This window comes from Ruegeria sp. HKCCA4812 (assembly GCF_013034245.1).
Classification (GTDB): Bacteria; Pseudomonadota; Alphaproteobacteria; order Rhodobacterales; family Rhodobacteraceae; genus Ruegeria.
In genome coordinates this window covers 1311555-1336867 of sequence record NZ_WQFQ01000001.1, presented here as the reverse complement: position 1 = coordinate 1336867, position 25313 = coordinate 1311555, and the positions used below count along the sequence as shown (strand labels likewise).

Sequence of the window (25313 nt, the reverse complement as noted above, 5' to 3'; positions counted from 1 at the left end):
GGAAAATCGCGTGTATCTCGGTCTGGATTTGGGGACGTCAGGTCTTCGGGGAATTGTGGTCAGCGAAGAGGGCAAAGTCGTCGCCGAAGCCGAAGCAGGTGTCGAGACATCGATTTTGCATCCCGGCTGGTCGGAACAAGATCCGTCCGATTGGGTAGAGGCCTGCCAAAACGTCGTTGCCCAATTACGCGCGTTGAACGGTGTTGCATTTTCTGCGGTGCGCGGCGTCGGTCTGAGCGGCCACATGCACGGTGCCACGTTGCTGGATCGGGATGGCAATGTGCTGCGGCCCTGTATCCTTTGGAACGACACGAGATCAGCGCAGGAAGCTGCGGAGCTGGATGGTCTGCCGTCGATGCGCGCGATCACCGGGAACATCGTTTTTCCGGGCTTCACCGCACCCAAGCTGGAATGGGTGCGCGGGCATGAGCCTGACATGTTTGCGAAGACATCCAAGGTGTTGCTTCCGAAAGATTATCTGCGTTTCTGGCTCACCGGTTCCTATGTCAGCGACATGTCCGACAGCGCCGGTACGGCATGGCTGGACGTTGGAAAACGTGAATGGTCAGACACTGCGCTGGATCAAAGCCATATGCGCCGGGATCAAATGCCAGAGCTGGTTGAAGGCAGTTCGGCAGGCGGAGAGCTGCGGTCAGAGATCCTTCGGCAATGGGGCCTGACTGGGCCCGTCGTGGTTGCCGGCGGGGCCGGTGACAACGCGGCAGCGGCCTGCGGCATCGGAAGCATCGGTGAGGGCAGCGGATTTCTTTCATTGGGCACGTCGGGTGTGTTGCTTGTCGCAAAGGAAAGCTATGCGCCCGCGCCGGAAACAGCCGTTCATTGTTTTTGCCATGCGGTGCCGGATCGCTGGATTCAAATGGGTGTGATCCTGTCGGCCACCAACAGTCTCAACTGGCTGTCCCGTCACCTCGGTCAACCCGTCGGTGCGCTGGCGTCGACCCTGCCGGATTCGGTGAAGGGGCCTTCAAAGATTACATTCCTTCCGTACCTGTCCGGTGAACGGACGCCTCACAACGACAGCGACATACGCGGGGCATTCCTGGGGCTGGATATCGCATCGGAACCCGCTGATCTGACGCAATCCGTGACAGAGGGGGTTTCCTTTGCCATGCGCGATTGTTTGGAGGCGCTCAGAAGCACGGGCACCAATCCCGAAAGTCTGCTGGTAGTCGGTGGCGGGGCGCGGTCGCGGTTTTGGCTGGAAACGCTGGCCACGGTTCTGAACACGCCGCTTGCTGTGCCCGATGGAAGTGGGTTCGGCGCAGCCATGGGCGCAGCGCGTCTTGCTGCATGTGCGGTGGACGGCACCGACCCCAGGGATGTCATGCTGGCCCCGGAAGTCGCTGAGCATGTTGAACCACGTGTCGAACTGTCCGGCGCATATGAGGCGGAATATCAGCGGTATCGCGAATACTATGCTGCTTTGTCCCCTTTGGCCGCGCGCTGATGGCTGAGCCCAAACACATGCCTGTCGAGCAGGTCCTTCTGGAAGACGGCAACATGTCCGTTTCCCTGTTGAACTATGGCGCAATCACGCAAGGCTGGTGGCTTGACGAAACATCTTTGGTATTGGGCTACGAAAACCCGCAGGATTACCTGTCGGACCCGTTCTACCTTGGCGCGATGGTCGGGCGAGTGGCCAACCGCATCGGCGGGGCACAGTTTGCATTGCAGGGGCGCGTTCATCACCTGACAGCAAACGAAGGGCCGACAACGCTGCATGGTGGCCCGAGCGGGCTGTCGCGCAAATACTGGGATATCGTGAAAACCTCTCCAAATCAGGCGGTTCTGTCCTTGACTTCACCTCACGGTGAAGGCGGTTTTCCCGGTGAAGTCAAATTCGAGGTGGATGTCGAACTGACCTGTCCGCGTCTGATCTACACAATCAGGGCGCGCCCGGATCGCCCAACGCCGATCAGCATCGCGCAGCACAATTATTACACTCTGGGCTGTCCTAAGGATATCCTGGACTGCCGGCTCAGGCTAAGATCGAACCGGGTGCTGGCGTTGGGCGCGCGTTCCGTTCCTGCCGGAGATATATCCGCTGCCGGCGAAAGTGTGCCAGATTTCGCGTTGTCACGTACCGTCGGGCCAGAGGGGCGCGAGCTGGACCATTATTTTGTGTTTGATGACGGTGGAACCCATGATCATCCGGTCGCAGAGGTCACGGCACCTTCGGGATTGAAGATGAACCTGTATTCAGATCAACCCGGTGCACAGGTCTATGCCGGAGCACATCTGTCAGGCCGATTTAGCCCGTGTGCGGGGCTGTGCATTGAACCGTCAGGATATCCGAACGCCGTGAATGTCCCCGCGTTCCCGACCGTCATCCATACGCCGGACAACCCGTATCAACAAACTCTGACACTTGAGATTTCCGAGGAACGATCATGAGACTTCAGATTGCAGCACATGCCGTAGGCATCTGGATGTCGCTTTCAATTGCTCAGGCGCAAGACCTTGGTCCGAAACCTGAATTCATCGAACCTGACTTTTCAAACGCAGAGTTGGGGCAACTGCTGTTCTACGATCCGATCCTGTCGGGCAACAAGAACATCAGCTGCGCAACCTGTCATCATCCGAAGCTGGGAACGTCCGACGGGCTTTCACTGGGAATCGGCGAAGGTGGGGCTGGGCTGGGTGGTCAGCGCAAGGTCACACAAGACAACAGACCCGAACAGCGCATTCCTAGGAACTCGCCCGCGATGTGGAACCTCGGGGCGCCGGAATTCACGACGTTTTTCCATGACGGCCGCCTCGAGGCGGATCCGTCACAGCCCAATGGCATCAGAACCCCGTTGGGGACGCATATGAGGCCGGGGTTCAAATCGGCTTTGGCGGCGCAGGCGATGTTTCCGGTGCTGTCACCTGACGAAATGGCGGGGCACTATTCCGAAAACGAGGTGAGCAAGGCCGTACGTCTCGGCCTGCTGACCCAAGAGGGTGGCGCCTGGGATCTGATCGCCGCGCGTGTGGCGGCGATACCAGAGTATCAAAGGCGATTTGATGACATCGCGCCCGGAGAAGACATCTCCTTTACCGCAATCGCCAATGTCATTGCCGATTTCATCGCGTTTGAATGGCGGGCTGACAACAGCCTGTTTGATCGTGCGATGCGAGGCGAAGACACGCTGCCCGAACAAGCGCAGCTGGGGATGGCGCTGTTCTACGGAAAGGCTGGATGCAGCGCCTGCCATTCCGGCTGGTTCCAGACCGATCACGGGTTCCATTCCATCGCCATGCCTCAGATAGGCCCCGGAAAATCAGCCCGTTTCGAAAATCATGTGCGGGATGACGGGCGACTGCGCGTCACGGGCGACAAGGATGATGCGTTCGCATTCCGCACGCCTTCGCTGCGCAACGTGACCCTGACGGCGCCATATGGCCACAGCGGTGCCTACGCACGGCTTGAGAATATCGTGCGCCATCATCTGGACCCGGTTTCCGCGTTGCGGAACTACGCCATCGAAAAGGCTGACCTGCCAGAGTTTTTCGGGGCAGAGGATCAAAAGGCTTTGCTTGATCCCCGGCATGTCGAAGCCATAGCTGCGTCAAACGATCTGGCGCCCATCGTCCTGAGTGATGACGAGGTCGATGCCATCCTGAGTTTTCTGGGTACGCTGGAAGATCCGGCTGTGCGGCTGGGTGTTCCCCAAACCGTTCCCAGCGGATTGCCCGTCGATCAATGATCAACGGCTGAGGCGGAACACCTGATTGGCATCTACCTTCTGCCAATCTCCATGTTCACCGTCAGGCCAGATCACCCGTACTTCTGCGGTTTCGAGGTCTCCCAGACCAAAGTGGTGGAACCCGGCACTTCCGCTGGCGTGCCCCCCGCCAATGGTCACTTCACGGGTTTGAATGCCCTCGGGCGTCCTGACCTCGATAAAACTGCCGACTGCCTGTCTGTTGGGGTGGCTCTGGCCGAGATCAATCATGAGCCAGTTGCCGGTCGTCGGCTCATTCTGAAAAACCTCGAGGTCCGAGCCGCGATTGACCACCACCAAATCCAGCCATCCATCCCCGTTGAAATCCGCCAGAGCCCCGCCGCGGGACTTTGCCATGGACGCGACACCAGCCTCTGATGCTGTTTCGACAAACTGACCGGTGAAAGTCTGCATCAACAGATTGTTGGGGTCGTTCTGCGCCGCGTCGGGCATCTGCTCAACATTGCCTTTGGCGACGAAAATGTCGTCCAGCCCGTCATTGTTGACGTCCCCGAACTGTGCATGCCAGCCGGTCGAGGGGCGGCCGTCTCCTCCTGCATGTGGCCTGTGTGCCGTTGTTCCACGGTCGTAGGTTGCATCCCGCCATGTCGGCCCATCTGGTGCAGGATCAAAAACCTGGAATTTCTGGTCCCCCATGGACGTCAGATAAACATCGGAAAACCCGTCACCGGTCAGATCCCGCGAGGCGATCCCCATGCCCCAGATCGAATAGGGTAGCCATCCATCGGCCTCGCTGTACAGGCGCGGGGTGTCTTCCATGGCCCACAATTGCTCTTGCCCGCCACGCACATAATAGTGGCGGTCATTGCTGACACGCAGATCCGCGCGACCCGTGCGCGCCCAGTCGGAAAACAGGATCGACAGGGAACAGTGACCGGGTTCCAAACGGACAGGATCGCCATACTTTTCGCCTTGGGGTCGGTACAAAAGCGTCGGCCCGCAAGCCTCAAAAGGTCCATTCGGATTGCTTCGGTCGACATAGGTTCCAAAGGCCAGCGTTGGCAGGGTTTGCCCACGTTCCCAAGTGGCGGAAAAGCCGGTTGTCCAATGGTCCTGAGATTGAAAACTCAGTGCCGTGAACGGCTCGAACGCGCAGTTCGGTCTGCCACGAAGCAACAGGTCTTTGCCTACGCGCAAAACCGCAAGGTCCAGGAACCCATCGCCGTCAATATCCACCGGGTATGCGCCGGTCACACGGGTCAAGGATAGATGGCCGGGCGTATCCTGAAGAAAACGGACCTCTGTGTCGGATGTGTTGATGAGCAATTGCGCTGGGCTTGATCCGCCTGCCACGAACATTTCAGGGCGGTCGTCATCATTGCAGTCGAAGACCGCGACACCCCCGCCGACGAAATGTTCCCAGCCGCCATCGTAAACATGGCCGGGGGTTTCCACCTTTTGAAAGCGGGGTGGAACGGTGTCCGCAGCGGCAGCGGAACCTGCCGCAAGCAAGATTGCCATCTTAATTCGCATGAGCCGCCAGTTCCCTGACCTTCAGGATAGAGACTTGTTCAATTCCATAAGCCGCTGCCCCTTTTGCCCACATTGAATCGCCCCAGTGGTTGACCTTGATTTCCGGCAACGGCGCGTCGACGCTGACGACGCCGTTTTGGACACGTGCCATCACCTCGTCTGAATGCAGATAATCAAATCGGCCTCTGGCGCCGGACAGGATAATGCACTCGGGGTCGAACAGATTGATCAGGTTCGAAACTCCCATCCCGAACACTTGGCCCGCGCGGGCCAGAACGGAAATGGATCGAGCGTCGCCGGCTTTTGCTGCTGCAAGTATATCGACAAGAGTGCGGGGATCCGTTGCTTCACTGGCGATCGTGGCTTCGCGGATCAAGGCGTATTCCCCCACATAGGCCTCCAGGCATCCGCGCTGGCCGCACTGACACAAGGCACCGTCCAACTGAACTTTGAGGTGCCCGAATTCTGCGCCGCATCCGCGTTCACCGCGATAAAGCTTGCCATCAAGGACGATGCCCAGGCCGATGCCATGTTCGATCGTAACAACCAAAAAGTTCTTCAGCCCCTTTCCCAACCCAAAAAGCTGTTCCGCCTTTGCGACCAGATTGGCGTCGTTTTCGATGAAGGCGGGGCAGGGGAGCACCTTGGACAACAGCGGGCTCAAATCCACATTTCGTTCCGTCAGCGAAGATGACCAATGCACAAAGTTCTGATTTGCATCGATAAGGCCAGCGATGCCGATGCAGACACCTGACAAATCGGCAAGGGATCGGTTTGCCGAGGCGCAGGCCTGATCAAGCACGCCGCGGATCTTCTTGGCAAACGCATCCGGGGCCATGCGGGCTTGGTCCAGTGGATGCGTGTACGAAGTGATTTCGGTTCCTTCGAAATCCACGAGAATGACTGAAACCTGCTGGCGGGCGACTTTCACGCCCGCGATCAGATGTGACGCGCCATTTAGTTTCAGCTGTACCCGCGGTCTGCCGCGGCGCGCTGATTTGGAAGGTGTTTCGCTTTCTATTTCCGCAATCAGACCGGCAGACAGCAGATCGGCAGTGGCGGACGTGATGGTCGCTGGGCTGGTCTCCAACGCGGTGGCGATGTCGATTCGCGAAATGGTCCCTGTGGCCCGGATTTTTTCCAGAACGCGCAGGCGAGTGACGTTCCTTTGGTCTGTGGCATTTGAAGAAGCTTTGCTTTTCAGCATCTTGCCCTCGCGAATCTGATCCTTGTTTCAACCTAGGTGGTTTTTTCAGTTACCGATAGCATAAATATTTTACCGACTGAAATAAATATGCTACTCAGAATTATCGGGGCCACGAATCATGAAACGATGGCTCAATGAAACCGGGAGGAAATCATGAAACGAATTCTCAGCGCCTCTGTCGTGGCGGTCCTGATGGGGACAGCTGCATTCGCAGAGCCCACGGTCGGCGTAAGCTGGTCGAATTTCCAGGAAGAGCGTTGGAAGACCGACGAAGCGGCGATCAAGGCTGCACTGGAAGCGGGCGGTGCGGAATACATCTCGTCTGATGCCCAATCTTCTTCTGCCAAGCAATTGTCGGATATTGAAAGTCTGATCGCCCAGGGCGTTGATGCGCTGATCATTCTGGCGCAGGATTCCCAGGCTATCGGCCCGGCAGTGCAGGCGGCGGCAGACGAAGGCATTCCGGTCATCGCGTATGACCGTCTGATCGAAGATGACCGTGCCTTCTATCTGACATTCGATAACGTTGAAGTTGGCCGGATGCAGGCCCGCGCGGTGTTCGAGGCGATGCCGAAAGGCAACTATGTGATGATCAAGGGCTCGCCCACGGATCCGAACGCGGATTTCCTGCGTGGCGGTCAGCAAGAGATCATCCAGGCCGCCGTTGACAGCGGCGATATCGTCATCGTGGGAGAAGCTTATACCGACGGTTGGCTGCCTGCGAACGCACAGCGCAACATGGAACAGATCCTTACCGCGAACGAAAACAACGTTGATGCCGTCGTGGCCTCGAATGACGGTACTGCCGGCGGTGTTGTTGCAGCCCTGACCGCGCAGGGCATGGAAGGCATTCCGGTCTCGGGTCAGGATGGCGATCACGCGGCGCTGAACCGGGTTGCCAAGGGTACGCAAACCGTTTCTGTCTGGAAAGATGCGCGTGAGCTGGGCAAAGCTGCCGGTGAAATTGCAGTTGCGTTGAGCAACGGGACAAGCCCCGAGGACATTGAAGGTGCCATCAAATGGACTTCGCCCGGCGGAACTGAGATGAACTCGGTCTTCCTTGCGCCTGTACCGATCACCAAAGACAACCTGTCCGTCGTGGTCGATGCTGGCTGGATTCCGTTGGAAGACCTGTGCCAGGGCGTCGAAAACGGCCCTGCACCCTGTAACTAAACCAAGTTCCAAACTATAATATCTCTGGCCCGCAAGGGTGGGCCAGAGATCACAGCTGAACATGAAAGATCGGATATGACCGAAACTTCGTCTCAGCCGGTACCCCAAAAAGCAAAGGCCAACCTGTTTCAGCAACTGGAACTGGATATGCGGCTATTGGGCATGATCGGCGCCTTCATCATCCTGTGCATTGGCTTCAACATCGTGACGGATGGCCGCTTTCTGACGCCCAGAAACCTGTTCAACCTGTCGATCCAGACCGTCTCGGTTGCGATCATGGCCTGCGGCATGGTGTTCATCATCGTCATGCGCCACATTGACCTGTCGGTTGGGGCGCTGCTGGCGACCACATCCGCCGTTATGGCGATGACGCAAACCGAGCTGTTGCCGAATGTTCTGGGCATGGGATTGAACCACCCGGCGACCTGGGCGATCACGTTGGTGGTTGGCCTTGTGGTCGGCACATTGATCGGCGCGTTCCACGGTTGGATGGTGGGGTACCTGACCATCCCAGCCTTTATCGTGACGCTTGGTGGTTTTCTGGTCTGGCGCAATGTTGCTTGGTACATGACCGATGGCCAGACGATCGGCCCGCTGGACAGCACCTTCCTGATGTTCGGCGGTACCAACGGAACCTTGGGAACAACGGTCAGTCTTCTGTTCGGCCTTGCGGCCACGGCCGTCGCGATCTGGGCATTGTGGAGCGGTCGCCGGTCCAAAGCAGCCCACGGGTTCCCTGTTAAGCCGGTTTGGGCTGAAACAACGCTGGCCGGGATCATTGGCACCGCCATTATGGGTTATGTCTTGATCGTCAACAGCTATGCCATCCCGACGCGCCGTCTGGAACGTATGTTCGAAGCGCGCGGCGAGACCATGCCGGAAGGGCTGGTTGTCGGCTACGGCATTCCGATCTCGGTCCTGATCCTGATCATTGTGGCGGTGACATTGACCGTCGTGGCCCGCAAAACCCGCTTTGGCCGTTACATCTTTGCCACTGGCGGCAACCCGGACGCGGCCGAGTTGTCGGGCATCAACACCCGTTTGATGACCGTCAAGATCTTTGCCCTGATGGGGTTCCTGTGCGCGCTGTCGGCAGTCGTGGCCTCGGCCCGTCTGGCCAATCACTCGAATGATATCGGGACGCTGGATGAGCTTCGCGTGATTGCCGCTGCCGTGATTGGTGGAACCGCGCTGTCCGGCGGCATCGGAACGATCTACGGCGCAATCCTTGGCGCGTTGATCATGCAGGCGCTGCAATCCGGCATGGCCATGGTTGGCGTGGATGCGCCGTTTCAGAACATCGTCGTCGGCACCGTCCTGGTTCTGGCCGTCTATATCGACATCGTCTATCGCAAACGTCTGGGGGCGAAATGATGCAAGCACAAGAAACACAGAACCGGGCTTCGGGTCGCGGATCGGGCCAGCCTCCGCTGGTGGAAATGCGCGATATCTCGATTTCCTTCGGGGGTATCAAGGCGGTAGACCATGTGTCGGTTGATCTCTACCCGGGCGAGGTCGTGGGCCTTCTGGGCCACAACGGGGCCGGCAAATCCACCCTGATCAAGGTTCTTTCGGGCGCCTATCAGATGGACCATGGCGAAATCCTGATCGACGGCAAGAAGGTCGAGATCAACAACCCCCGTGACGCGCGCGCCAACAATATCGAGACGATCTATCAGACGCTGGCGCTGGCGGACAACCTGGATGCAAGTTCGAACCTGTTTCTGGGCCGCGAAATGGTCACGCCCTTTGGTCTGGTCAACGACGCCGCGATGGAGGCGGAATGCCGCAAGATCATGGCGCAGCTGAACCCGAACTTTCAGAAGTTCAATGATCCGGTCTCGGCCCTGTCGGGCGGTCAGCGTCAATCGGTGGCCATTGCACGGGCGGTGTATTTCAACGCGCGTATCCTGATCATGGACGAGCCCACGGCCGCACTTGGCCCGCACGAAACACAGATGGTGGCGGACCTGATCCAACAGCTCAAGGCGCAGGGGATCGGGATTTTCCTGATCGACCATGATGTACACGCGGTGATGGAGCTGTGTGACCGGGCCTCGGTCATGAAGAACGGGCAATTGGTTGGAACAGTCGATATCGCAGACGTCACCGATGACGATCTGTTGTCGATGATCATTCTGGGCAAAAAGCCCGGCGAAAAGACGGAATGAGGTAAGCGAAATGACGAGCGGTTTTTTTCAGGGAATTGAAGAAGTCCAATTTGAAGGCGAGGACAGCAAGAACCCGCTCGCATTCCGTCACTACAACCCGGACGAGATCATCTTGGGCAAGCGCATGGAGGATCACCTGCGTTTTGCCGTGGCGTGGTGGCATTCCTTCGCGTGGGAGGGCGGAGATCCGTTTGGCGGCCCCACTTTCGAGCGCCCCTGGCACCCACAGGATGACATGGGCCGCGCCAAGATGAAGGCCGATATCGCGTTCGAGATGTTCCAGATTCTGGGACAGCCCTATTTCTGCTGGCATGATGCCGATATCCGTCCAGAGCAGGGGAACTTCGCCGACAATCTGCGCACGTTGAACGAGATCACCGACTATATCGGTGAAAAGATGCAGGCATCCGGCACCAAGCTGTTGTGGGGTACGGCCAACATGTTCAGCCATCGCCGCTGGATGGGCGGTGCCAGCACCAATCCCGATCCCGACGTCTTTGCCTTTGCTGCCGCCACGGTGAAATCCTGCATGGATGCCACCCACAAGCTGGGCGGCGAAAACTATGTGCTTTGGGGTGGGCGCGAAGGGTACGAGACGCTGCTCAACACCGACATGAAAACCGAGCTGGATCATATGGGCCGGTTCCTGAACATGGTGGTCGAGTACAAGCACAAGATCGGGTTCAAAGGTGCGATCCTCGTCGAACCCAAACCGCAGGAGCCATCAAAGCACCAATATGATTTCGATGCCGCGACCTGCATTGGTTTCCTGCGCAAATATGGGCTTGAGAATGAGGTCAAACTGAACCTCGAACAGGGTCACGCGATCCTGGCGGGGCACAGTTTTGAACATGAGATTGCCGTAGCCGCGGCCGAGGGGATGCTGGGCTCCATCGACATGAACCGGAACGACTATCAATCGGGTTGGGATACGGATCAGTTCCCCAACAACACCCCCGAGGTTGCGCTGGCCTATTACCACATCCTGAAGTCGGGTGGGTTTACCACCGGCGGCACCAATTTCGATGCCAAGCTGCGCAGGCAGTCGATTGATGCCGAAGATCTGATCGCCGCGCATGTGGGCGGGATGGACATTTGTGCCCGGGGCCTGAAAGCAGCGGCAGCGATGATCGAAGATGGCGGATTGGAACAGGCGCTGGCTGATCGGTACGCGGGCTGGAATACGCCCGAGGCGCAGGCAATGCTGACCTCTGGTCTTGATGAGATTGCAGCGCGGGTGCTGGCCGAGGGTCTCAATCCAGATCCGCGCTCGGGGCGTCAGGAAATCCTCGAGAACTACGTGAACCGTTTTGTCTGATCCCTGTGGGTTCAGCCGATCCGTAAAATAACTTGTGTACAATGCCCCGGAAACGCGTGAGTTTGCTTCAGCGTTGGCCGGGGCTTTCCCTTGCTGGGCGCAACGGCATCAAAGGCCCGTCGGGGTCGAACAGGTGGGGCGAACAGGGTTTTGGCGGATCAATCGGCGGGCAAAGCGGTGTTTCTGAGCGGCAGTCTGATGCTGCATGTGACACGCATGTCATTGACCACCAGCATTGGCCTGATGGCCATTTTTGCCGTCGACTTTGTCGATATGATCTTCATCTCGATGTTGGGCAACGATGCGCTTGCGGCGGCGGTGGGCTATGCCGGTACGCTGCTGTTTTTCACCAACGCGATTAATATCGGATTGTCGATTTCCGCCGGGGCGCTGGTTGCTCGCGAACTCGGGGCCGGGCGGGCTGAACAGGCAAGACACTACGCGTCCAGCGTGGCCGTTATTGGGCTGATTGCCGGGCTGACGACCTCGGGACTGGTCTTGTTTAACCTCAGCTACCTGCTGTCCTTGCTTGGTGCGGAAGGAGAGGTTCTGAGGCTGGCGACGCGTTATGTGTCGATCATCCTTCCGACCATGTTCGTGATGTCCATTGCGATGACGGCGATGGCCGTGCTGCGCGCTCATGGCGATGCGCGGAGGTCAATGATGGCCACGATCTACGGCGGAGTGGTGAATGCAGTTCTGGACCCGATACTGATCTTTGCGGTCGGGCTGGGGCTGGATGGGGCCGCTATCGCCTCGGTCCTGGCGCGGCTGTGCATGCTGGGGGCGGCGTTGTGGCCAGCGCATCGGGTGCATCGGGGATTTGCGCGCCCTTCACTGAAGCAGGTTGCAAAGGATTTGCGCCCCGTGCGGGCGATTGCAATTCCAGCGGTTCTGACAAATGTCGCCACGCCGATCGGCAATGCAATCGTTGTGCGGGAAATCGCGCAATATGGAACGGACGCGGTTGCGGGCATGGCGGTGATCGGGCGCCTTTTGCCAGTGGCGTTTTCGGTCATCTTCGCTCTGTCCGGCGCGATAGGGCCAATCATCGGGCAGAATTTCGGGGCCGAAAAGTTCGATCGCGTGCGCGCTGCCTTTCTGGCAGGGATCAAGTTCACGGCCATTTATGTCGTTTGCATGTCGGCCATTTTGTTTTTGCTGCGCGCACCGATTGCGGATCTGTTTGCTGCCGAGGGCGAAACCCGCAGTCTGATCTATCTGTTCTGCGGCCCGTTGGCTTTGGCTTCGTTCTTCAATGGCGTGATCTTCGTGACAAATGCCAGCTTCAACAATCTGGGGCATCCGGTCTATTCCACATGGATAAACTGGGGTCGTCACACTATCGGCACTTGGGTTTTCGCGACGATTGGTTCACAGATCGCCGGCGCATCCGGCGTTCTGCTTGGGCAGGCGTTTGGAGGCGTCATCTTTGCAGTCATAGGCTGGGTTATGGTCGCGCGGGTCGTGGCGCGGTTGGAGCGCTCGCAAGCGCTCGAGCCTTTTTCAGATCAAGGTCGGCTTCATTCGCTGTTCGGGCGTCGCGGCTGGTGATCTGGTCGGATCAGTTCCCCTGATTGCGCGCTTCCAGCCGTTCCAGATTGACCACGGTTGACAGCATCAGGCGGTCATGGCTCCAATCTTGCGTTTGCTGGATCGACGCAGACCCCAATGCAAGAAGGGTGGCAAAAGTCAATGCCATCCCCAGGAACAGAGCGGGCAGGGTAGGCACCGCCGGCTGTGCATCGGTCAATGCAAGCACGCGCTGACGCAGCACGCGCTTGGCCTTGCTGCCCGTCACAAACGCAACATTCAGAACACGAGGATTGTTTGCCGAGATCGTACGCGCGCAATAATCCAGCAGGCAAGCCGTGTATTCGCGCGCGTCGATCCGTTTGCGGGCCACCACGGACTGGTCACATGCCAGTTCACGCAAGCGGCCGAACTGATATTTGAGCATCAAATAGGCTGGGTTCCAGAACAACAGCGGGCGCAGCATTTCAAAGCCCAGTTCCCATTCCACGTCACCCGCGCGAACATGCTGAAGCTCGTGCGCCAACGCAAAGCGCAGTTCGTGCGGGGTATCCAGTAGGTGGCTTGGCAGAACGACATGGCGACGGCGCAATCCGCGCACGGCGAACGGAACGGTGATGCGATCCGAAAGACGGATGTCAACCTTGGCCGACTGCCGCCAAAGAAAGCTGGATTTGACTGTCTGACGGATCATCGCCGCGTCCCGCAGAGCACGGGCCGCAAACACGGCGGCGACCAAAACAAGCAGCGTCACAAGGGCAGTGATCACCGGCTGTTGCCCCGACAACGCAAGTTCCACCCACCGTTCACGGGTGTTCAGCAAGGCCTCGAACTGGGTGGCGGGCATGGCGATATCGCCGCGCAGATAGGCAGCAACGGCGATGTCGCCAAGCGCCATGGCGCTGCCCGGCCATGCATAAGAGGCGAGTGATGACACGCCGAACGCAAGAAACGGGCTGATCAGAACGCACACGCACAGCGCCTTGAGCGCACGCAACTGCGCGACATAGCTGTGGCGCAGGGCTGTTCGGGTCAGGGCTGCGCGGGCCGCCAGCCAGATGACGGCTGACAAGGCCAGCACGATGTTGAGTTCGATAAATGTGTCGAGAACCGGTCTAACCGCTGTCATTTTGCAGTCTCCTTTCTACCAGTGCTCGAATTTCCTCCAGGTCGGCTTCGCTCAGCCCCGCATCATCGACAAGCCGGGCCACCAGTGTGGCGGGTGTGTCGTCAAATAGAGTGCGGGACAGGTTTTGCAGAGAACGGGCCTGATATCTGTCCTTTTCCAGAAGCGGCTTATAGATCAGGGTCTTTCCTGTCTTGCGGCTTTCCACAAAACCTTTCTCGTCTAGGATACGCAGGATCGTGGCACCGGATGTATAGGCCAGATTGCGTTCCGAAGGCAGGCGGTCCAGGACATCTCGCACCGAGCCTTGCCCGAGGGCCCAGAGCTCGTTCATGAACTCCAGTTCAACCTCGGTCAGCAGATTTGTTGTCTTTTTCTTTCGCATCGATCTCGGTGTGGTCATGTTTAGTATGCCTGCCAGACAAGCATCCTTTCGCGATTTCTCAAAGTCTAAACTTTCCAGAACACAAAAACGCCCCAGCCGATAGACAGGAAAAGAGGTGTCCATACCGGCTGCCCGACAATGCCCAGCCATGCGAGGAAGATATAGGCGGACCCCAGAAGGGTGATGAAAAGCCGATCGCCCAATGTGGTTGTCAGCCCCAGTACACCGCGCCGTTCTATGCCATCGCGATACTTGAAGCCCTCAAGAACGCCAATCAGTGCGATGGCCGAAAAGATGCCGACAAATACGGCAAGTGTCGCCGGGGTCCAGGCCATCCAGAAATCGGGCCACAGTGGCGCAGTCCAGGAAAAGCCTTTTTCCTCTTGCTGGCCGACACTGCCCCATCCGGCCTGCTGGGCAAAGGTCGTAGAAGGAAGGAAAAGAAGGATGAGAAGAAGTTTACGCATATCAAACCTCACACACGTCCCATCGCGAAACCACGCGCGATGTAGTTGCGGACAAACCAGATGACGATGGCGCCGGGGATGATGGTCAGGGTGCCGGCGGCGGCCAGCAGGCCCAATTCATAGCCCGCGCTGGATGCGGTGCGGGTCATCACGGCGGCGATGGGTTTGGCCTCGACCGCGGTCAGGGTCTTGGCCAGCAGCATTTCCACCCACGAGAACATGAAACAGAAGAAGGCCGCCACGCCCACGCCCGCTTTGATATTGGGCAGGAAGATCGTCACGAAGAAACGCGGGAAGGAATAGCCGTCGACATAGGCGGTTTCATCCAGCTCTTTTGGAATGCCGCGCATGAAGCCTTCCAAAATCCAAACTGCCAGCGGCACGTTGAACAATGTATGCGCCAGTGCCACAGCCAGATGCGTGTCGAACAGGCCGATCGAAGAATAGAGCTGGAAGAACGGCAAGGCGAAGACCGCGGCAGGGGCCATCCGGTTGGTCAGCAGCCAGAAGAACAGCTGCTTGTCGCCCAGAAACCGATAGCGAGAGAACGCATAGGCAGCGGGCAAGGCGACGCTGACCGACAGCACCGTGTTCAACGTCACATAGGTGATCGAGTTGATATAGCCCCAATACCACGTCGGATCCGTGAAGATGGTGATGTAATTCTCCAGCGTAAAGGTCTGGGGGAACAGGGAAAAGCCCGACAGGATCTCGTTCGTTGTCTTGAAGGACATCGCCACCAGCCAATAGATCGGCAGCATCAGGAACGCGATATAGAGGATCGGGATGAGAGACCGCTTCTTCATTGCGCGTCATCCTTTGTCATCAGAGTGTAGAAGAGCCACGAAACTAGCAGCGTGATGGCGAAATAGATCAGGCTCATCGCAGCCGCAGGGCCAAGGTCGAACTGCCCCAGCGCGATTTTCACAAGGTCGATCGACAGCAGGGTGGTCGAGTTGCCGGGCCCACCGCCGGTCAGCACGAAGGGCTCGGTATAGATGTTGAAACTGTCCATGAACCGCAGCAGGACCGCGATCGTCAGAACTGTCTTCATCTTGGGTAGCTGGATGTAGCGGAACACCGACCAAGGGCTTGCGCCGTCGATCTTGGCCGCCTGATAGTAGGCGTCCGGAATCGACACGAGGCCTGCATAGCACAGCAACACGACCAGGGACGTCCAGTGCCAGACATCCATAACGATGACGGTGATCCAGGCCGAAAGCGGCTGTTGCGTCATGTCATAGTTGATGCCCAGAACGTCATTCAGGAAATATCCCAACAGACCGATTTTGGGCAGGGTGAAGATGTTCCACATGGACCCAACGACGTTCCACGGGATCAGCATCGGCAGGGCCATCAGCACCAGGCAGACAGGCACCCAGAAACCTTTGCGCGGCATCGACAGGGCCACGATGATGCCAAGAGGCACTTCGATGATCAGGATCAGGAAAGTAAACAGGAACTGTCGTCCAAGTGCGGCCTGAAACCGGTCCGACCGCAGGATCTGTTCGAACCAACCCAGGCCTTCCCAGAAAAACTGGTTGTTGCCAAAGGTTTCCTGCACCGAATAGTTGACCACTGTCATCATCGGCACCAGCGCGTTGAACGCGACCAGTGCCAGCACGGGCAGGACAAAGAACCACGCTTTTTGATTTTCTGTTCTCATTGGGCCCGCTCCTCGGTTGCGATCCACCCGTCGCGGTAGACGCGGGATTGTTCGGGTTTGAATTGCAGGAAAACCTGTGATCCGGGTTCGGGCACGCTGTGTTCGGTCACGGCCTTGAGGGCGGTATTGCCGACCATCGCGCTGACCACAAAGTGGCGACCGATGTCGGAAACCTTGGTCACATGCGCCGGGATGCCGGTCTCGCCGAAGCCAACATATTCCGGGCGAATACCCAGATCGGTACGGCCGCCATCACCGTGAATGGGACCTTCCAGCATGACTTCGTGCCCTTCGAACAGGGCGCGGTCGCCGCGCGCCTTGCAGGGCAGCACGTTCATACCGGGCGAGCCGATGAAATGGCCCACGAACGTGTGCTGCGGGCGCTCGAACAGCTCCACCGGAGTGCCGATCTGCACCACTTCGCCCTCTTGCATCACCACGACCTCGTCCGCAAAGGTCAGGGCCTCGGTTTGGTCGTGGGTGACATAGATCATCGTCGCCTTGACGCGCTGGTGCAGTTCTTTCAGCTTGGACCGCAGCTTCCATTTCAGATGCGGGTCAATCACGGTCAGAGGTTCATCGAACATCACCGCGTTTACGTCGTCGCGGACCAGGCCGCGACCCATCGAGATTTTCTGCTTGTTGTCCGGGCTGAGGCCGCTGGCACGGGTGTTCAGCATGTCGGTGACATCCAGCATCTCGGCGATCGCATCGACGCGGCGCTTGATCGTCGCCGGATCGACGCCGCGGTTCTTCAGCGGAAAGGCCAAGTTCTCGCCCACGGTCATCGTGTCGTAGATCACCGGAAACTGAAACACCTGTGCGATGTTGCGCTGATCGGGGGGCAGGGCGGTCACGTCACGGTCGTCGAACAGGATCTGCCCTTCGGACGGGGTCAGCAGGCCCGAGATGATGTTCAGCAGCGTGGACTTGCCGCAGCCTGACGGCCCCAGCAAGGCATAGGCGCCGCCATCACGCCAGGTCACGTCGATTTCCTTCAGCGCATAATCCTCGGGGCCTTTTGGCGACGGCATGTAGCTGTGGCGGAGGTTTGAAAGTTTGATCTGTGCCATGTCAGGCCACCCTTTTGCCGTCTTGGCCGAAATACCGGCAATGGGCCGGGTTCATGAAGAATGTGTGGTCCTCGCCCACCTGATAGGGATGGACTCCGGCGGCCAGCGACACCCAGGCGTCCTCGCCATGCTGGAAATGCGCGCTGGAATCCGAACCCGAAAGCTCTGTCACGATCACGCGGCCGGTCAGTTCCACGTCCGCGTCAGACGTACGGAACGGCGTCACACGATGCGGCCGCACCGCGACCATGTAATCTCCGTCGGCCATGTCGGTAACGGCCCAGCCACCTCCACCGGCCAGTTGCGCCTGCGCAGCGGAAACGGTGATGCGTGCGACATTGATCGGCGGATCCGAAAAGACCCGCGCGGCGGCGATGTTTTCTGGGTTGCGATAAATGTCAGCGGTTGGCCCGAACTGGGTCACGCGGCCATCTTCCATCAGGGCGGTGTAGCCGCCCAGCAGCAGCGCCTCTTCGGGCTCGGACGTGGCATAGACCACCACGGCCCCGCGACCTGCGAACAGATCGGGTAGCTGCTCGCGCAGTTCTTCACGCAGTTTGTAGTCGAGGTTGGCCAGCGGTTCGTCAAGGAACACGGCGCGGCTTTCTTTAGCAATAGCACGCGCCAGCGCGGTACGTTGTTGTTGCCCACCCGACAGCTCGTGCGGGCGGCGGTGCAGCATCGGGCGCAGTTGCAGCAGCTCGGCGGCCTCTTCCACGCGGCCTTCGATCTCGGATTGCGCCATGCCTGCCACACGCAGGGGCGAGGCGATGTTGTCGAATACGGTCATATGTGGGTAGTTCACGAAGAACTGGTGCACGAGGCTGATTTTTCGCTTCTGCGTATTCAGCCGTGTGACGTCCTGCCCATCCATCAGGACCTTGCCCGAGGCGATCGGGTCCAGACCGGCCATCATCTTGATCAGAGAGGTCTTGCCCGAGCCCGTCGCGCCCAGCAGCACGTTGAAGTGGCCTGTTTGAAGGGTCAGGTTTGTGGGCTTGATATGGATGACGTTGCCGACCCTTTTGGTCGCGTCTTGAAGTTCGATCATGTCCGTGGGTTCCGGTCCTTCAGTGCAATGCACTGGTCTTGAGGTGGGGGTGCCTGACGCGGCACCCCCGGGTTTCAACGGCTTACTTTGACTGCCAGCGCTGAACCAGTTCGTCATAGTTGACGGTCTGGCCCTGCGGCTTTTCGTTCTCAAGCTTGGCCTTGGGTGAGCCCGGCTTTTCCAGCCAGAAAGATGGGTCTTGCGGCTCGTTCAGGCGCGGACCACAGCCGCCGTAGACACCGGCGCTTTCATCCGCGGCCTGCATCCGGGCCATAGTGATGTCCATCTCTTCTGCCAGACGATCCATCGCCTCTTGCGGGGTGAAGGCGCCCGAGTTCACGTCACCGATCTGCTGCCACCAGATCTGGGCCAGCTTCGGATAATCCGGCACGTTGATGCCAGTCGGCGACCATGCCACGCGGTCAGGTGAGCGGTAGAACTCGACCAGACCACCCAGCTTGGGTGCGCGTTCGGTGAACGACTCGTGGTTGACCGAGCTGTCGCGGATGAAGGTCAGACCCACATGGGACTTCTTCACGTCGACAGTTTTGGAGGTCACGAACTGGGCATAAAGCCAGGCTGCCTGGGCACGATCCGAGGGGGTCGATTTGAGGAACGTCCAGGACCCCACGTCTTGGTAGCCAACCTTCTGGCCTTCTTCCCAATAGGGGCCGTGCGGGCTGGGCGCCATCCGCCACAGCGGCGTGCCTTCGTCATCCACGGTGTTGTTGCCTTCGGACTTCGGCTTGACCATGTCGGCGGTGAAGGCCGTGTACCAGAAGATCTGCTGGGCCACGTTGCCCTGGCTAAGTGCCGGCAGTGACTGGTAGAAGTCATAAGACGCGGCACCCGGAGGCGCATAGGCCCGCAGCCATTCATCCCATTTCCGGATCGCATAGACCGCAGCCGGACCGTTTGCAGCACCACCGCGCGACACCGAAGCGCCAACAGGGTTACAGGTGCCCGCTTCCATGCGGATGCCCCATTCGTCGACAGGCACACCGTTCGGTTCGCCCTTGTCGCCGGCACCGGCCATCGACAGCCAGGCATCGGTCATGCGCCATCCGAGGTCGGGCGCGCGCTTGCCGTAATCCATGTGGCCGTAGATCGTGGTACCATCGACTTCTTTCACATCATTGGTGAAGAACTCGGCGATATCTTCATACGCGGACCAGTTGACCGGAACGCCCAGATCATAGCCGTACTTTTCTTTGAACGCGGCTTTGTTCGCCTCATCATCGAACCAGTCCTTGCGGAACCAGTAAAGGTTCGCAAACTGCTGATCGGGCAGCTGATACAGCTTGCCGTCCGGTCCGGTGGTGAACTGAATGCCCATGAAGTCATCCAGATCCAGCGTCGGCGAAGTCGTCGCGGCCCAGTCACCGCCCATCATGTCCGTCAGCGGATAGGCCAGCTGCAAACGCGAATGGGTGCCGATCAGGTCACTGTCGTTGACATAGCCGTCATACAGGTTACGACCCGTTTGCATTTGGGTTTGAACGGCCTGAACCACTTCACCTTCACCCAGAATCTGGTGGTTGACCTTGATACCGGTGATTTCTTCGAACGCCTTGGTCAGCACCTCGGATTCGTAGGAATGTGTCGGGATACCTTCGGACAGGACGTTGATTTCCATACCTGCGTAAGGCTGTGCAGCTTCGATGAACCACTGCATCTCGGCCATCTGTTCGTCTTTCGACAAGGTCGATGGCTGGAATTCGTCGTCGATCCAACGTTGTGCTGCGGCTTCGTCGGCCCAAGCAGGACCGTGCCCCGCAATGACGGCAGCCGCCGCCACTGCGGAAAGTAGATGTCTCCGCATCTGTCTCCTCCCAAAAATTATGGTTCTCCGGCGGAAACCGGATGACGGACAGCATCAGCGATTTCTTGCGTATGTGTCAAACTAAAAATTTAGTAATTGACGTTCAGGCATCCCAAAAGAGGTGGCGCTGAACTCGTTTGCCAATTTGTGAATTCGTTGTAAGCTAGGATTGTCATTGCAAAAATTACCGCTGAGACGTGCGGCGCGAATTACGAAAAACGACTTGGAACAGTGAGGATAGGCAATGTCCCGAAGTCTGTTGAAGTACACGCGTGTTCTGGAAATCGTCGGGGACACAATCAAGGTTCGGGTTCCGATCCAGAACAAAGGGGAGCCGGCTGTCCGGTTCAACGACCTCGCTGTGATCGAGACGGTGGATGGTCGAAAAACACTGGCCCAGACGATCTTCATCGACCGGGATGTCGTCACGTTGCAGGTGTTTTCCGGCACCAAGGGCATATCGACCGAAGCAACGGCAACCTTTCTCGGTCACCCGATGCAGACACCCTATTCGGCCAACATTCTGGGCCGCGTGTTTGATGGTGCCGGTGTGGCCATTGATGGAGGCCCCGACCTGTCTGCGGAACCGCATATCGATATTGGCGGACCGACCGTCAATCCGGCGGAACGCGCGGTTCCAAACAGAATGATCCGCACGGATGTGCCGATGATCGACGTGTTCAACACATTGGTCGAGAGCCAGAAAATTCCGATCTTCTCGGTTTCAGGCGAGCCATTCAACGCGTTCCTCAGCCGAATCGGTATTCAGGCCGACGCGGATATCGTGATCTTTGGCGGGCTGGGGCTGATTTTTGACGACTACCACACGTTTCGCACCTCGTTCGAAGATGCGGGTGTGTTTTCGCGCACCGTCATGTTCGTCAATCAAGCGATGGATCCTTTGGTCGAACGTCTGCTGGTGCCGGACATGGCATTGGCAGTGGCCGAGAAGTTCGCTGTGGAAGAGGGCAAACGCGTGCTGGTCCTGCTGACGGACATGACCGCCTATGCTGACGCGATGAAAGAGGTCGGCATCAGCCAGGAGAGGGTGCCATCTCAGCGCGGCTATATGGGGGACCTGTATTCGCAGCTTGCGCGCCGATACGAAAAAGCCTGTGACTATGCCAAAGGCGGGTCGGTCACGGTTCTGACCGTCACGACCATGCCCGGAAACGACGTGACCCACCCGGTGCCTGACAACACCGGCTATATCACTGAAGGGCAGTTCTATCTGCATTCTGGCGTGATCGATCCGTTCGGCAGCCTGTCGCGCCTCAAGCAGAACGTGATCGGCAAGACCACCCGCGAAGATCATGGGCAGATCATGAACACGATGATCCGTTTCTATTCTGAAAGCCGCGATGCCGCGCAAAAACAAGCGATGGCCTTCGACCTGTCAGACTATGATCACCAATTGCTGAAATTCGGCGGCCTGTTCCGGTCTCGGTTCATGGACATCAATGTTTCGATCCCGCTGGAAGAGGCGCTTGATCTGGGTTGGAAGACGCTGGCAGAGTGTTTTGCGCCGGAACAGTTGCTGATGAAGCAGGCATTGATCGATAAGTATTTCCCGAAGGATGCCAATGGCGCGGTTGCAGCTGAATAAATCGTCGCTTGCGCGCGAGCAGACGCAGCTGAAAAGCTATGAGCGGTTCCTGCCGTCGCTGGACCTGAAGCGACAACAGTTGATGGCTGAACGGGTCCGGGCCCGGGAAGAGGTCGACCGCCTCGAGCAAATGGTGCAGGCGTTGGTGCAGCAGGTTGGCGAAAAGCTGCCGATGCTGGCCCAGCAGGGTGTCGCTCTGGATGGGCTGGTCAAGCTCAAGGACTACAAGGTCAAAGAGGTCAATTTGGTAGGGGTCAAACTGCCTGACCTTGATCGGATCGAAGTGGCAGTGCGCCCGTATTCCGTTTTGGCCAAGCCCCATTGGGTCGATGCCGCTGCGCTTTTGCTGCACGACGTCATCGAAGCGCGGGTGCGGGTGAAGATTGCCGAAGAACGCGTTCGCATCTTCGACAAGGCGGTGGCCACCATCACCCAGCGGGTCAACTTGTTCGAAAAGGTTCTGATCCCGCGCGCCAAGGCCAACATCAAGAAAATCCGCATCTACCTGAGCGACGAACAGATGCAGGCCGTCGTGCGGTCGAAGATCTCGAAACGCAAACACGCGCAGGAGGCTTTGACATGAGCGTTGCGCGTCTGAAAAAGATGTCTCTGATCGGGCCTGCTGCCCGAAAGGCGGAAACGCTTGAGGCGCTTCAGGCCCTTGGCTGCATGCATGTTTTGCCGCTTGTTCCCACACCGAAAGAGCCGGAAAAGATCAGTGAGCGCGGTGCAAGAGAGGCGTATAAGGCATTGCGTTTCCTTGCAGAAGTGCCTGATCCGCGCCGCCAGGTCCAGCGTGCGTCTGATTTCGACATGGATCGTTTCGTGCGCGAGGTGACCGACCTCATGCAGCGCGTTCGGGATACAATGGACCGGCGTGACTTTCTGGCGCATCGCATCGCCCAGGTGCGACCTTGGGGGGATTTGGATTTTCCGCCGACCGATGCGCTGGCTGGCAACAGGCTGTGGTTCTATCAGCTGCCGCTGAAGCACCGGGATGCCCTGTCCGAGGTCAAGCTTCCCTGGGCAATATTGGAGGAAGACCACCGGTACCTTTACGCCGTTCTGATTTCACCTGACGAACCCGATGATGGTGTTCTTCCTGTTCCGCGAACCCATGTCGGTTCGCTACCGGTACACGAGCTTGAGGCCCAGTTGGAAGAGGCCGAAATCGCCCTCGAGGCGTTGGAAGCCGAACGCGTGGCGCTGACGCGCTATCTGACATTGATGCGCCGGAACCTGTCCGTCGCCGAAAGTGCCGCCGAGCTTGCCCATGCAACGCAGAAAGTGCGCGACGAAGAGGCAGTGTTTGCTTTGCAGGGGTGGGTTCCCGTGGATCAGGTGGATGCTGTTCTTGCCACGGCAAACGCCAAGGGTTCAGCCGTCCTGATTGAAGATCCGGGTTCGGGCGACGCGCCTCCGACCTTGCTAAAGCAGCCTGAAAACCGCAGGGCCGCTGTCGATCTGGCGCTGTTCTATCAGGTGCCCGGATATCAGAACTGGGACCCCAGCGTCATCGTCTCGGCGTCCTTTGCGATCTTCTTTGCCATGATCGTGGCGGATGCCGGTTACGGTGCTGTCATCCTGCTGGCGGTGCTGGCCTTTTGGAGACGGATGGACCGCACCGCTGGTCAAAGGTCCTGGCGTCTGTTCGGCCTGATCATCTCGGCTGTTACGATATTTTACGGGGTCATGGTGGGCAGCTATTTTGGGGTATCACCGGCTGCGGGCTCGATTTGGGCAAGGCTCAAGGTGCTGGATTTGAACGATTTCGGCGCGATGATGATGGTTTCGATCGTCGTTGGCGTTATACACCTTGTCCTGGCCAACGCACTTGCGGCCCGCGCAGCGTGGGGGCAACGCAAGGCGGTTGCCAATCTGGGCTGGGTTGCGGCCCTGATCGGCGGGTTTGTCCTTTGGCTCGGCTACATGAACGGCAATTCGCCGGTGCCGGGCGCAGCTATCCTGACCGCCGGCATCGTGGCGATTGTCCTGTTTTCTAGCGAGCGGGTCATCCAGCGGCCGATGGACTGGATCCGGCGTTTGCTCGAAGGGTTTCAAAGCCTTGCCGGGGCGATGGGCGCGTTTGGGGATGTTCTCAGCTATATGCGTCTTTTCGCGTTGGGCCTTGCTTCGGCCTCGCTGGCGATCACGTTCAATGAGCTGGCGGTGTCGGTCATGCAGGCTCTTAGGGGGCCGGGCATTCTGTTTGGGCTGCTGATACTGATCATAGGTCATGTTTTGAACTTCGCGCTCGCGATGATGAGCGGCGTCGTGCACGGTTTGCGTCTCAATTACATCGAATTCTTTAAATGGGGTCTGCCGGATGAAGGCATCATCTTTCGTCCATTTGCCCGCAAGGAGGTTCAGGAATGAATGAGCTTGTTCTTACACTGGGTTGGCTGGGTATTTATGCGCCAATGGCGTTGGGGGCTGCGGCCAGCGCCATAGGGTGTTCGATCGCCGGTATGGCCAGTATCGGGGCCATGACGGAAACCGAGGGCGGCTATGGCCGTTTCGTGGGTGTATCCGCGTTTCCCTCAACGATGGTCATCTACGGGATCGTCATCATGTTTACCCTGAACCGCGACGTGACACCTGAAAACGCGGGCGGTCTGTTCGGGATCGGCATCCTGTCGGGTATCGCACTGATGTATTGCGGCATCTGGCAGGGTCGGGCCTGTGCGGCTGCGATCAATGCGACCAAGGAAAAGCCCGAGATTTTTGGCCTTGCTCTGGCCCCTGCCGCAATCATCGAAGGGTTTGGTGTTTTTGCCTTCGTGTTTGCGTTGGTCATCAGTGCGGGGATCAGCTGATGGCACAAGACAGAACGATTGCGCATGGGGTTGACGCGCTGATCGACAAATTGCGCAACGATGGGGTTGCCGCTGGTCAGGCCGAAGCCGAAAAATTGCGCGCGGAAGCAAAAGCCGAAGCCGCGCGCATCGTGGCAGAGGCAAAGCGCGAAGCCAATGAGTTGAAAAAGAAAGCCCGCACGGAGACAGACAATTACAGGGCTGCCGGCGAAGAAGCATTGAACACCGCGATGCGGGATGCCGTGCTGACCATGAAGGCAGGTCTGACGGATCGCTTCAAGGCAGATGTCGAACGCCTTGTAACCAAAGAGATGTCCGATCCCGAGCTTCTCAGGCAGATGATCCTCGAGGTGGTAGGCCGAGCCGGGGCAGGTGCAAATTTGAATGGCAAGGTTTCCGTTATCCTGCCTGCCCGGGTCGCCACGCAAGAAGACATCAAGCAAAACGCCGATGACATTCAATCCGGCAAGCTGACAAAATATGTTCTTGGGCTGACTGCGAAGATGCTGCGCGAGAGTATCGAGTTGCACGCAGCCGATGACGTGCAGGAAGGCATCCGCGTTCGCGCAGAAGATCAGGGTGTTGTTCTGGACCTTACGGATAAGGCAGTGGCATCGCTGTTGATGGAGCATTTGCAGCCCCGGTTCCGTGCCGTTCTGGAAGGGGTCATCCGCTGA

At 58.4% G+C, this 25313-nt stretch carries 23 protein-coding genes; 13 read left to right on the top strand and 10 right to left on the bottom strand.

The window, feature by feature from the left end; translation table 11 throughout:
• Nucleotides 1-10 precede the first annotated feature (10 nt).
• From xylB to GOW04_RS06675, 3 genes are read left to right on the top strand one after another with little or no spacing between them, the layout of a single operon-like run.
• Entirely contained in the window at nucleotides 11-1468 is a 1458-nt protein-coding gene (gene xylB / locus GOW04_RS06685) for a xylulokinase (protein WP_171231914.1), read from the top strand.
• Nucleotides 1468-2415, top strand: coding sequence for an aldose epimerase family protein (locus GOW04_RS06680; protein WP_171231913.1), 948 nt, complete (start codon nucleotides 1468-1470; stop codon nucleotides 2413-2415). The genes xylB and GOW04_RS06680 overlap by 1 nt, the downstream gene beginning before the upstream one ends.
• Nucleotides 2412-3710 (top strand): cytochrome-c peroxidase, encoded by a 1299-nt coding sequence (locus GOW04_RS06675; RefSeq protein ID WP_254430066.1) that lies wholly within the window; start codon nucleotides 2412-2414, stop codon nucleotides 3708-3710. The genes GOW04_RS06680 and GOW04_RS06675 overlap by 4 nt, the downstream gene beginning before the upstream one ends.
• Here GOW04_RS06675 and GOW04_RS06670 read toward each other — a convergent pair whose 3' ends face one another.
• Nucleotides 3711-5210, bottom strand: a complete 1500-nt coding sequence (locus GOW04_RS06670) for a CRTAC1 family protein (RefSeq protein ID WP_254430065.1) — start codon at nucleotides 5208-5210, stop codon at nucleotides 3711-3713.
• Between the two features lies 1 nt (nucleotide 5211).
• Nucleotides 5212-6429 (bottom strand): ROK family transcriptional regulator, encoded by a 1218-nt coding sequence (locus GOW04_RS06665; RefSeq protein WP_171231911.1) that lies wholly within the window; start codon nucleotides 6427-6429, stop codon nucleotides 5212-5214.
• Nucleotides 6430-6582: 153 nt separating this feature from the next.
• Between GOW04_RS06665 and xylF the strand changes: the two genes are divergently transcribed.
• From xylF to GOW04_RS06640, 5 genes are all read left to right on the top strand, one after another.
• The gene (gene xylF / locus GOW04_RS06660; protein ID WP_152457515.1) at nucleotides 6583-7602 is read left to right on the top strand and encodes a D-xylose ABC transporter substrate-binding protein; all 1020 of its coding nucleotides are present in this window, start codon (nucleotides 6583-6585) and stop codon (nucleotides 7600-7602) included.
• A 75-nt stretch (nucleotides 7603-7677) separates the two neighbouring features.
• Nucleotides 7678-8976, top strand: a complete 1299-nt coding sequence (locus tag GOW04_RS06655) for a sugar ABC transporter permease (protein WP_171119503.1) — start codon at nucleotides 7678-7680, stop codon at nucleotides 8974-8976.
• Nucleotides 8976-9773 (top strand): ATP-binding cassette domain-containing protein, encoded by a 798-nt coding sequence (locus GOW04_RS06650; protein WP_171119504.1) that lies wholly within the window; start codon nucleotides 8976-8978, stop codon nucleotides 9771-9773. Before GOW04_RS06655 ends, GOW04_RS06650 begins: the two co-directional genes overlap by 1 nt.
• Nucleotides 9774-9783: 10 nt before the next feature.
• On the top strand, nucleotides 9784-11091 hold the full coding sequence (gene xylA / locus GOW04_RS06645) for a xylose isomerase (RefSeq protein ID WP_171231910.1): 1308 nt from the start codon (nucleotides 9784-9786) through the stop codon (nucleotides 11089-11091).
• A 198-nt stretch (nucleotides 11092-11289) separates the two neighbouring features.
• A complete protein-coding gene (locus GOW04_RS06640) occupies nucleotides 11290-12645 on the top strand; it encodes an MATE family efflux transporter (protein WP_152459840.1) in 1356 nt (451 codons plus the stop codon).
• A gap of 10 nt (nucleotides 12646-12655) precedes the next feature.
• On the opposite strand, the gene GOW04_RS06635 is transcribed toward GOW04_RS06640, so the two are convergent.
• The 8 genes from GOW04_RS06635 to GOW04_RS06600 all read right to left on the bottom strand — a co-directional run bounded on the left by GOW04_RS06635 (nucleotide 12656) and on the right by GOW04_RS06600 (nucleotide 20214).
• Nucleotides 12656-13753 (bottom strand): M56 family metallopeptidase, encoded by a 1098-nt coding sequence (locus GOW04_RS06635; RefSeq protein ID WP_171231909.1) that lies wholly within the window; start codon nucleotides 13751-13753, stop codon nucleotides 12656-12658.
• Entirely contained in the window at nucleotides 13740-14135 is a 396-nt protein-coding gene (locus GOW04_RS06630; RefSeq protein ID WP_152459841.1) for a BlaI/MecI/CopY family transcriptional regulator, read from the bottom strand. The genes GOW04_RS06635 and GOW04_RS06630 overlap by 14 nt, the downstream gene beginning before the upstream one ends.
• A 65-nt stretch (nucleotides 14136-14200) precedes the next feature.
• Nucleotides 14201-14602, bottom strand: coding sequence for a DUF2160 domain-containing protein (locus GOW04_RS06625; protein WP_152457519.1), 402 nt, complete (start codon nucleotides 14600-14602; stop codon nucleotides 14201-14203).
• Between the two features lie 8 nt (nucleotides 14603-14610).
• Nucleotides 14611-15408: a carbohydrate ABC transporter permease gene (locus GOW04_RS06620; protein WP_152457520.1), complete on the bottom strand. Its 798-nt coding sequence runs from the start codon at nucleotides 15406-15408 to the stop codon at nucleotides 14611-14613.
• Complete coding sequence (locus tag GOW04_RS06615) at nucleotides 15405-16268, bottom strand: carbohydrate ABC transporter permease (protein WP_152457521.1); 864 nt, start codon at nucleotides 16266-16268, stop codon at nucleotides 15405-15407. Before GOW04_RS06615 ends, GOW04_RS06620 begins: the two co-directional genes overlap by 4 nt.
• Nucleotides 16265-17341, bottom strand: a complete 1077-nt coding sequence (locus GOW04_RS06610; RefSeq protein WP_152457522.1) for an ABC transporter ATP-binding protein — start codon at nucleotides 17339-17341, stop codon at nucleotides 16265-16267. Before GOW04_RS06610 ends, GOW04_RS06615 begins: the two co-directional genes overlap by 4 nt.
• Before the next feature lies 1 nt (nucleotide 17342).
• Nucleotides 17343-18392 (bottom strand): ABC transporter ATP-binding protein, encoded by a 1050-nt coding sequence (locus GOW04_RS06605; protein ID WP_171231908.1) that lies wholly within the window; start codon nucleotides 18390-18392, stop codon nucleotides 17343-17345.
• An 82-nt stretch (nucleotides 18393-18474) separates the two neighbouring features.
• A complete protein-coding gene (locus GOW04_RS06600; RefSeq protein WP_152457524.1) occupies nucleotides 18475-20214 on the bottom strand; it encodes an ABC transporter substrate-binding protein in 1740 nt (579 codons plus the stop codon).
• A gap of 244 nt (nucleotides 20215-20458) precedes the next feature.
• On the opposite strand from GOW04_RS06600, the gene GOW04_RS06595 reads away from it, so the two are divergent.
• From GOW04_RS06595 to GOW04_RS06575, 5 genes are read left to right on the top strand one after another with little or no spacing between them, the layout of a single operon-like run.
• Nucleotides 20459-21820 (top strand): V-type ATP synthase subunit B, encoded by a 1362-nt coding sequence (locus GOW04_RS06595; protein ID WP_171119510.1) that lies wholly within the window; start codon nucleotides 20459-20461, stop codon nucleotides 21818-21820.
• Nucleotides 21798-22403 carry a V-type ATP synthase subunit D gene (locus tag GOW04_RS06590; protein WP_171231907.1) on the top strand — a complete coding sequence of 202 codons (606 nt, stop codon included), beginning with the start codon at nucleotides 21798-21800 and terminating at the stop codon, nucleotides 22401-22403. Before GOW04_RS06595 ends, GOW04_RS06590 begins: the two co-directional genes overlap by 23 nt.
• Nucleotides 22400-24196, top strand: a complete 1797-nt coding sequence (locus GOW04_RS06585) for a V-type ATP synthase subunit I (RefSeq protein WP_171231906.1) — start codon at nucleotides 22400-22402, stop codon at nucleotides 24194-24196. Before GOW04_RS06590 ends, GOW04_RS06585 begins: the two co-directional genes overlap by 4 nt.
• Nucleotides 24193-24636 carry an ATP synthase subunit C gene (locus GOW04_RS06580; RefSeq protein WP_152457528.1) on the top strand — a complete coding sequence of 148 codons (444 nt, stop codon included), beginning with the start codon at nucleotides 24193-24195 and terminating at the stop codon, nucleotides 24634-24636. Before GOW04_RS06585 ends, GOW04_RS06580 begins: the two co-directional genes overlap by 4 nt.
• Nucleotides 24636-25313: a hypothetical protein gene (locus tag GOW04_RS06575; RefSeq protein ID WP_171231905.1), complete on the top strand. Its 678-nt coding sequence runs from the start codon at nucleotides 24636-24638 to the stop codon at nucleotides 25311-25313. The genes GOW04_RS06580 and GOW04_RS06575 overlap by 1 nt, the downstream gene beginning before the upstream one ends.

Bases quoted from the DNA above. Each gene is read 5' to 3' on its own strand.
- GOW04_RS06680 (WP_171231913.1), top strand. From the start codon at position 1,468: ATGGCTGAGCCCAAACACATGCCTGTCGAGCAGGTCCTTCTGGAAGAC.
- GOW04_RS06675 (WP_254430066.1), top strand. From the start codon at position 2,412: ATGAGACTTCAGATTGCAGCACATGCCGTAGGCATCTGGATGTCGCTT.
- GOW04_RS06670 (WP_254430065.1), bottom strand. From the start codon at position 5,210: ATGGCAATCTTGCTTGCGGCAGGTTCCGCTGCCGCTGCGGACACCGTT.
- GOW04_RS06665 (WP_171231911.1), bottom strand. From the start codon at position 6,429: ATGCTGAAAAGCAAAGCTTCTTCAAATGCCACAGACCAAAGGAACGTC.
- xylF (WP_152457515.1), top strand. From the start codon at position 6,583: ATGAAACGAATTCTCAGCGCCTCTGTCGTGGCGGTCCTGATGGGGACA.
- GOW04_RS06655 (WP_171119503.1), top strand. From the start codon at position 7,678: ATGACCGAAACTTCGTCTCAGCCGGTACCCCAAAAAGCAAAGGCCAAC.
- GOW04_RS06650 (WP_171119504.1), top strand. From the start codon at position 8,976: ATGCAAGCACAAGAAACACAGAACCGGGCTTCGGGTCGCGGATCGGGC.
- xylA (WP_171231910.1), top strand. From the start codon at position 9,784: ATGACGAGCGGTTTTTTTCAGGGAATTGAAGAAGTCCAATTTGAAGGC.
- GOW04_RS06640 (WP_152459840.1), top strand. From the start codon at position 11,290: ATGCTGCATGTGACACGCATGTCATTGACCACCAGCATTGGCCTGATG.
- GOW04_RS06635 (WP_171231909.1), bottom strand. From the start codon at position 13,753: ATGACAGCGGTTAGACCGGTTCTCGACACATTTATCGAACTCAACATC.
- GOW04_RS06630 (WP_152459841.1), bottom strand. From the start codon at position 14,135: ATGCGAAAGAAAAAGACAACAAATCTGCTGACCGAGGTTGAACTGGAG.
- GOW04_RS06625 (WP_152457519.1), bottom strand. From the start codon at position 14,602: ATGCGTAAACTTCTTCTCATCCTTCTTTTCCTTCCTTCTACGACCTTT.
- GOW04_RS06620 (WP_152457520.1), bottom strand. From the start codon at position 15,408: ATGAAGAAGCGGTCTCTCATCCCGATCCTCTATATCGCGTTCCTGATG.
- GOW04_RS06615 (WP_152457521.1), bottom strand. From the start codon at position 16,268: ATGAGAACAGAAAATCAAAAAGCGTGGTTCTTTGTCCTGCCCGTGCTG.
- GOW04_RS06610 (WP_152457522.1), bottom strand. From the start codon at position 17,341: ATGGCACAGATCAAACTTTCAAACCTCCGCCACAGCTACATGCCGTCG.
- GOW04_RS06605 (WP_171231908.1), bottom strand. From the start codon at position 18,392: ATGATCGAACTTCAAGACGCGACCAAAAGGGTCGGCAACGTCATCCAT.
- GOW04_RS06600 (WP_152457524.1), bottom strand. From the start codon at position 20,214: ATGCGGAGACATCTACTTTCCGCAGTGGCGGCGGCTGCCGTCATTGCG.
- GOW04_RS06595 (WP_171119510.1), top strand. From the start codon at position 20,459: ATGTCCCGAAGTCTGTTGAAGTACACGCGTGTTCTGGAAATCGTCGGG.
- GOW04_RS06590 (WP_171231907.1), top strand. From the start codon at position 21,798: ATGGCGCGGTTGCAGCTGAATAAATCGTCGCTTGCGCGCGAGCAGACG.
- GOW04_RS06585 (WP_171231906.1), top strand. From the start codon at position 22,400: ATGAGCGTTGCGCGTCTGAAAAAGATGTCTCTGATCGGGCCTGCTGCC.
- GOW04_RS06580 (WP_152457528.1), top strand. From the start codon at position 24,193: ATGAATGAGCTTGTTCTTACACTGGGTTGGCTGGGTATTTATGCGCCA.
- GOW04_RS06575 (WP_171231905.1), top strand. From the start codon at position 24,636: ATGGCACAAGACAGAACGATTGCGCATGGGGTTGACGCGCTGATCGAC.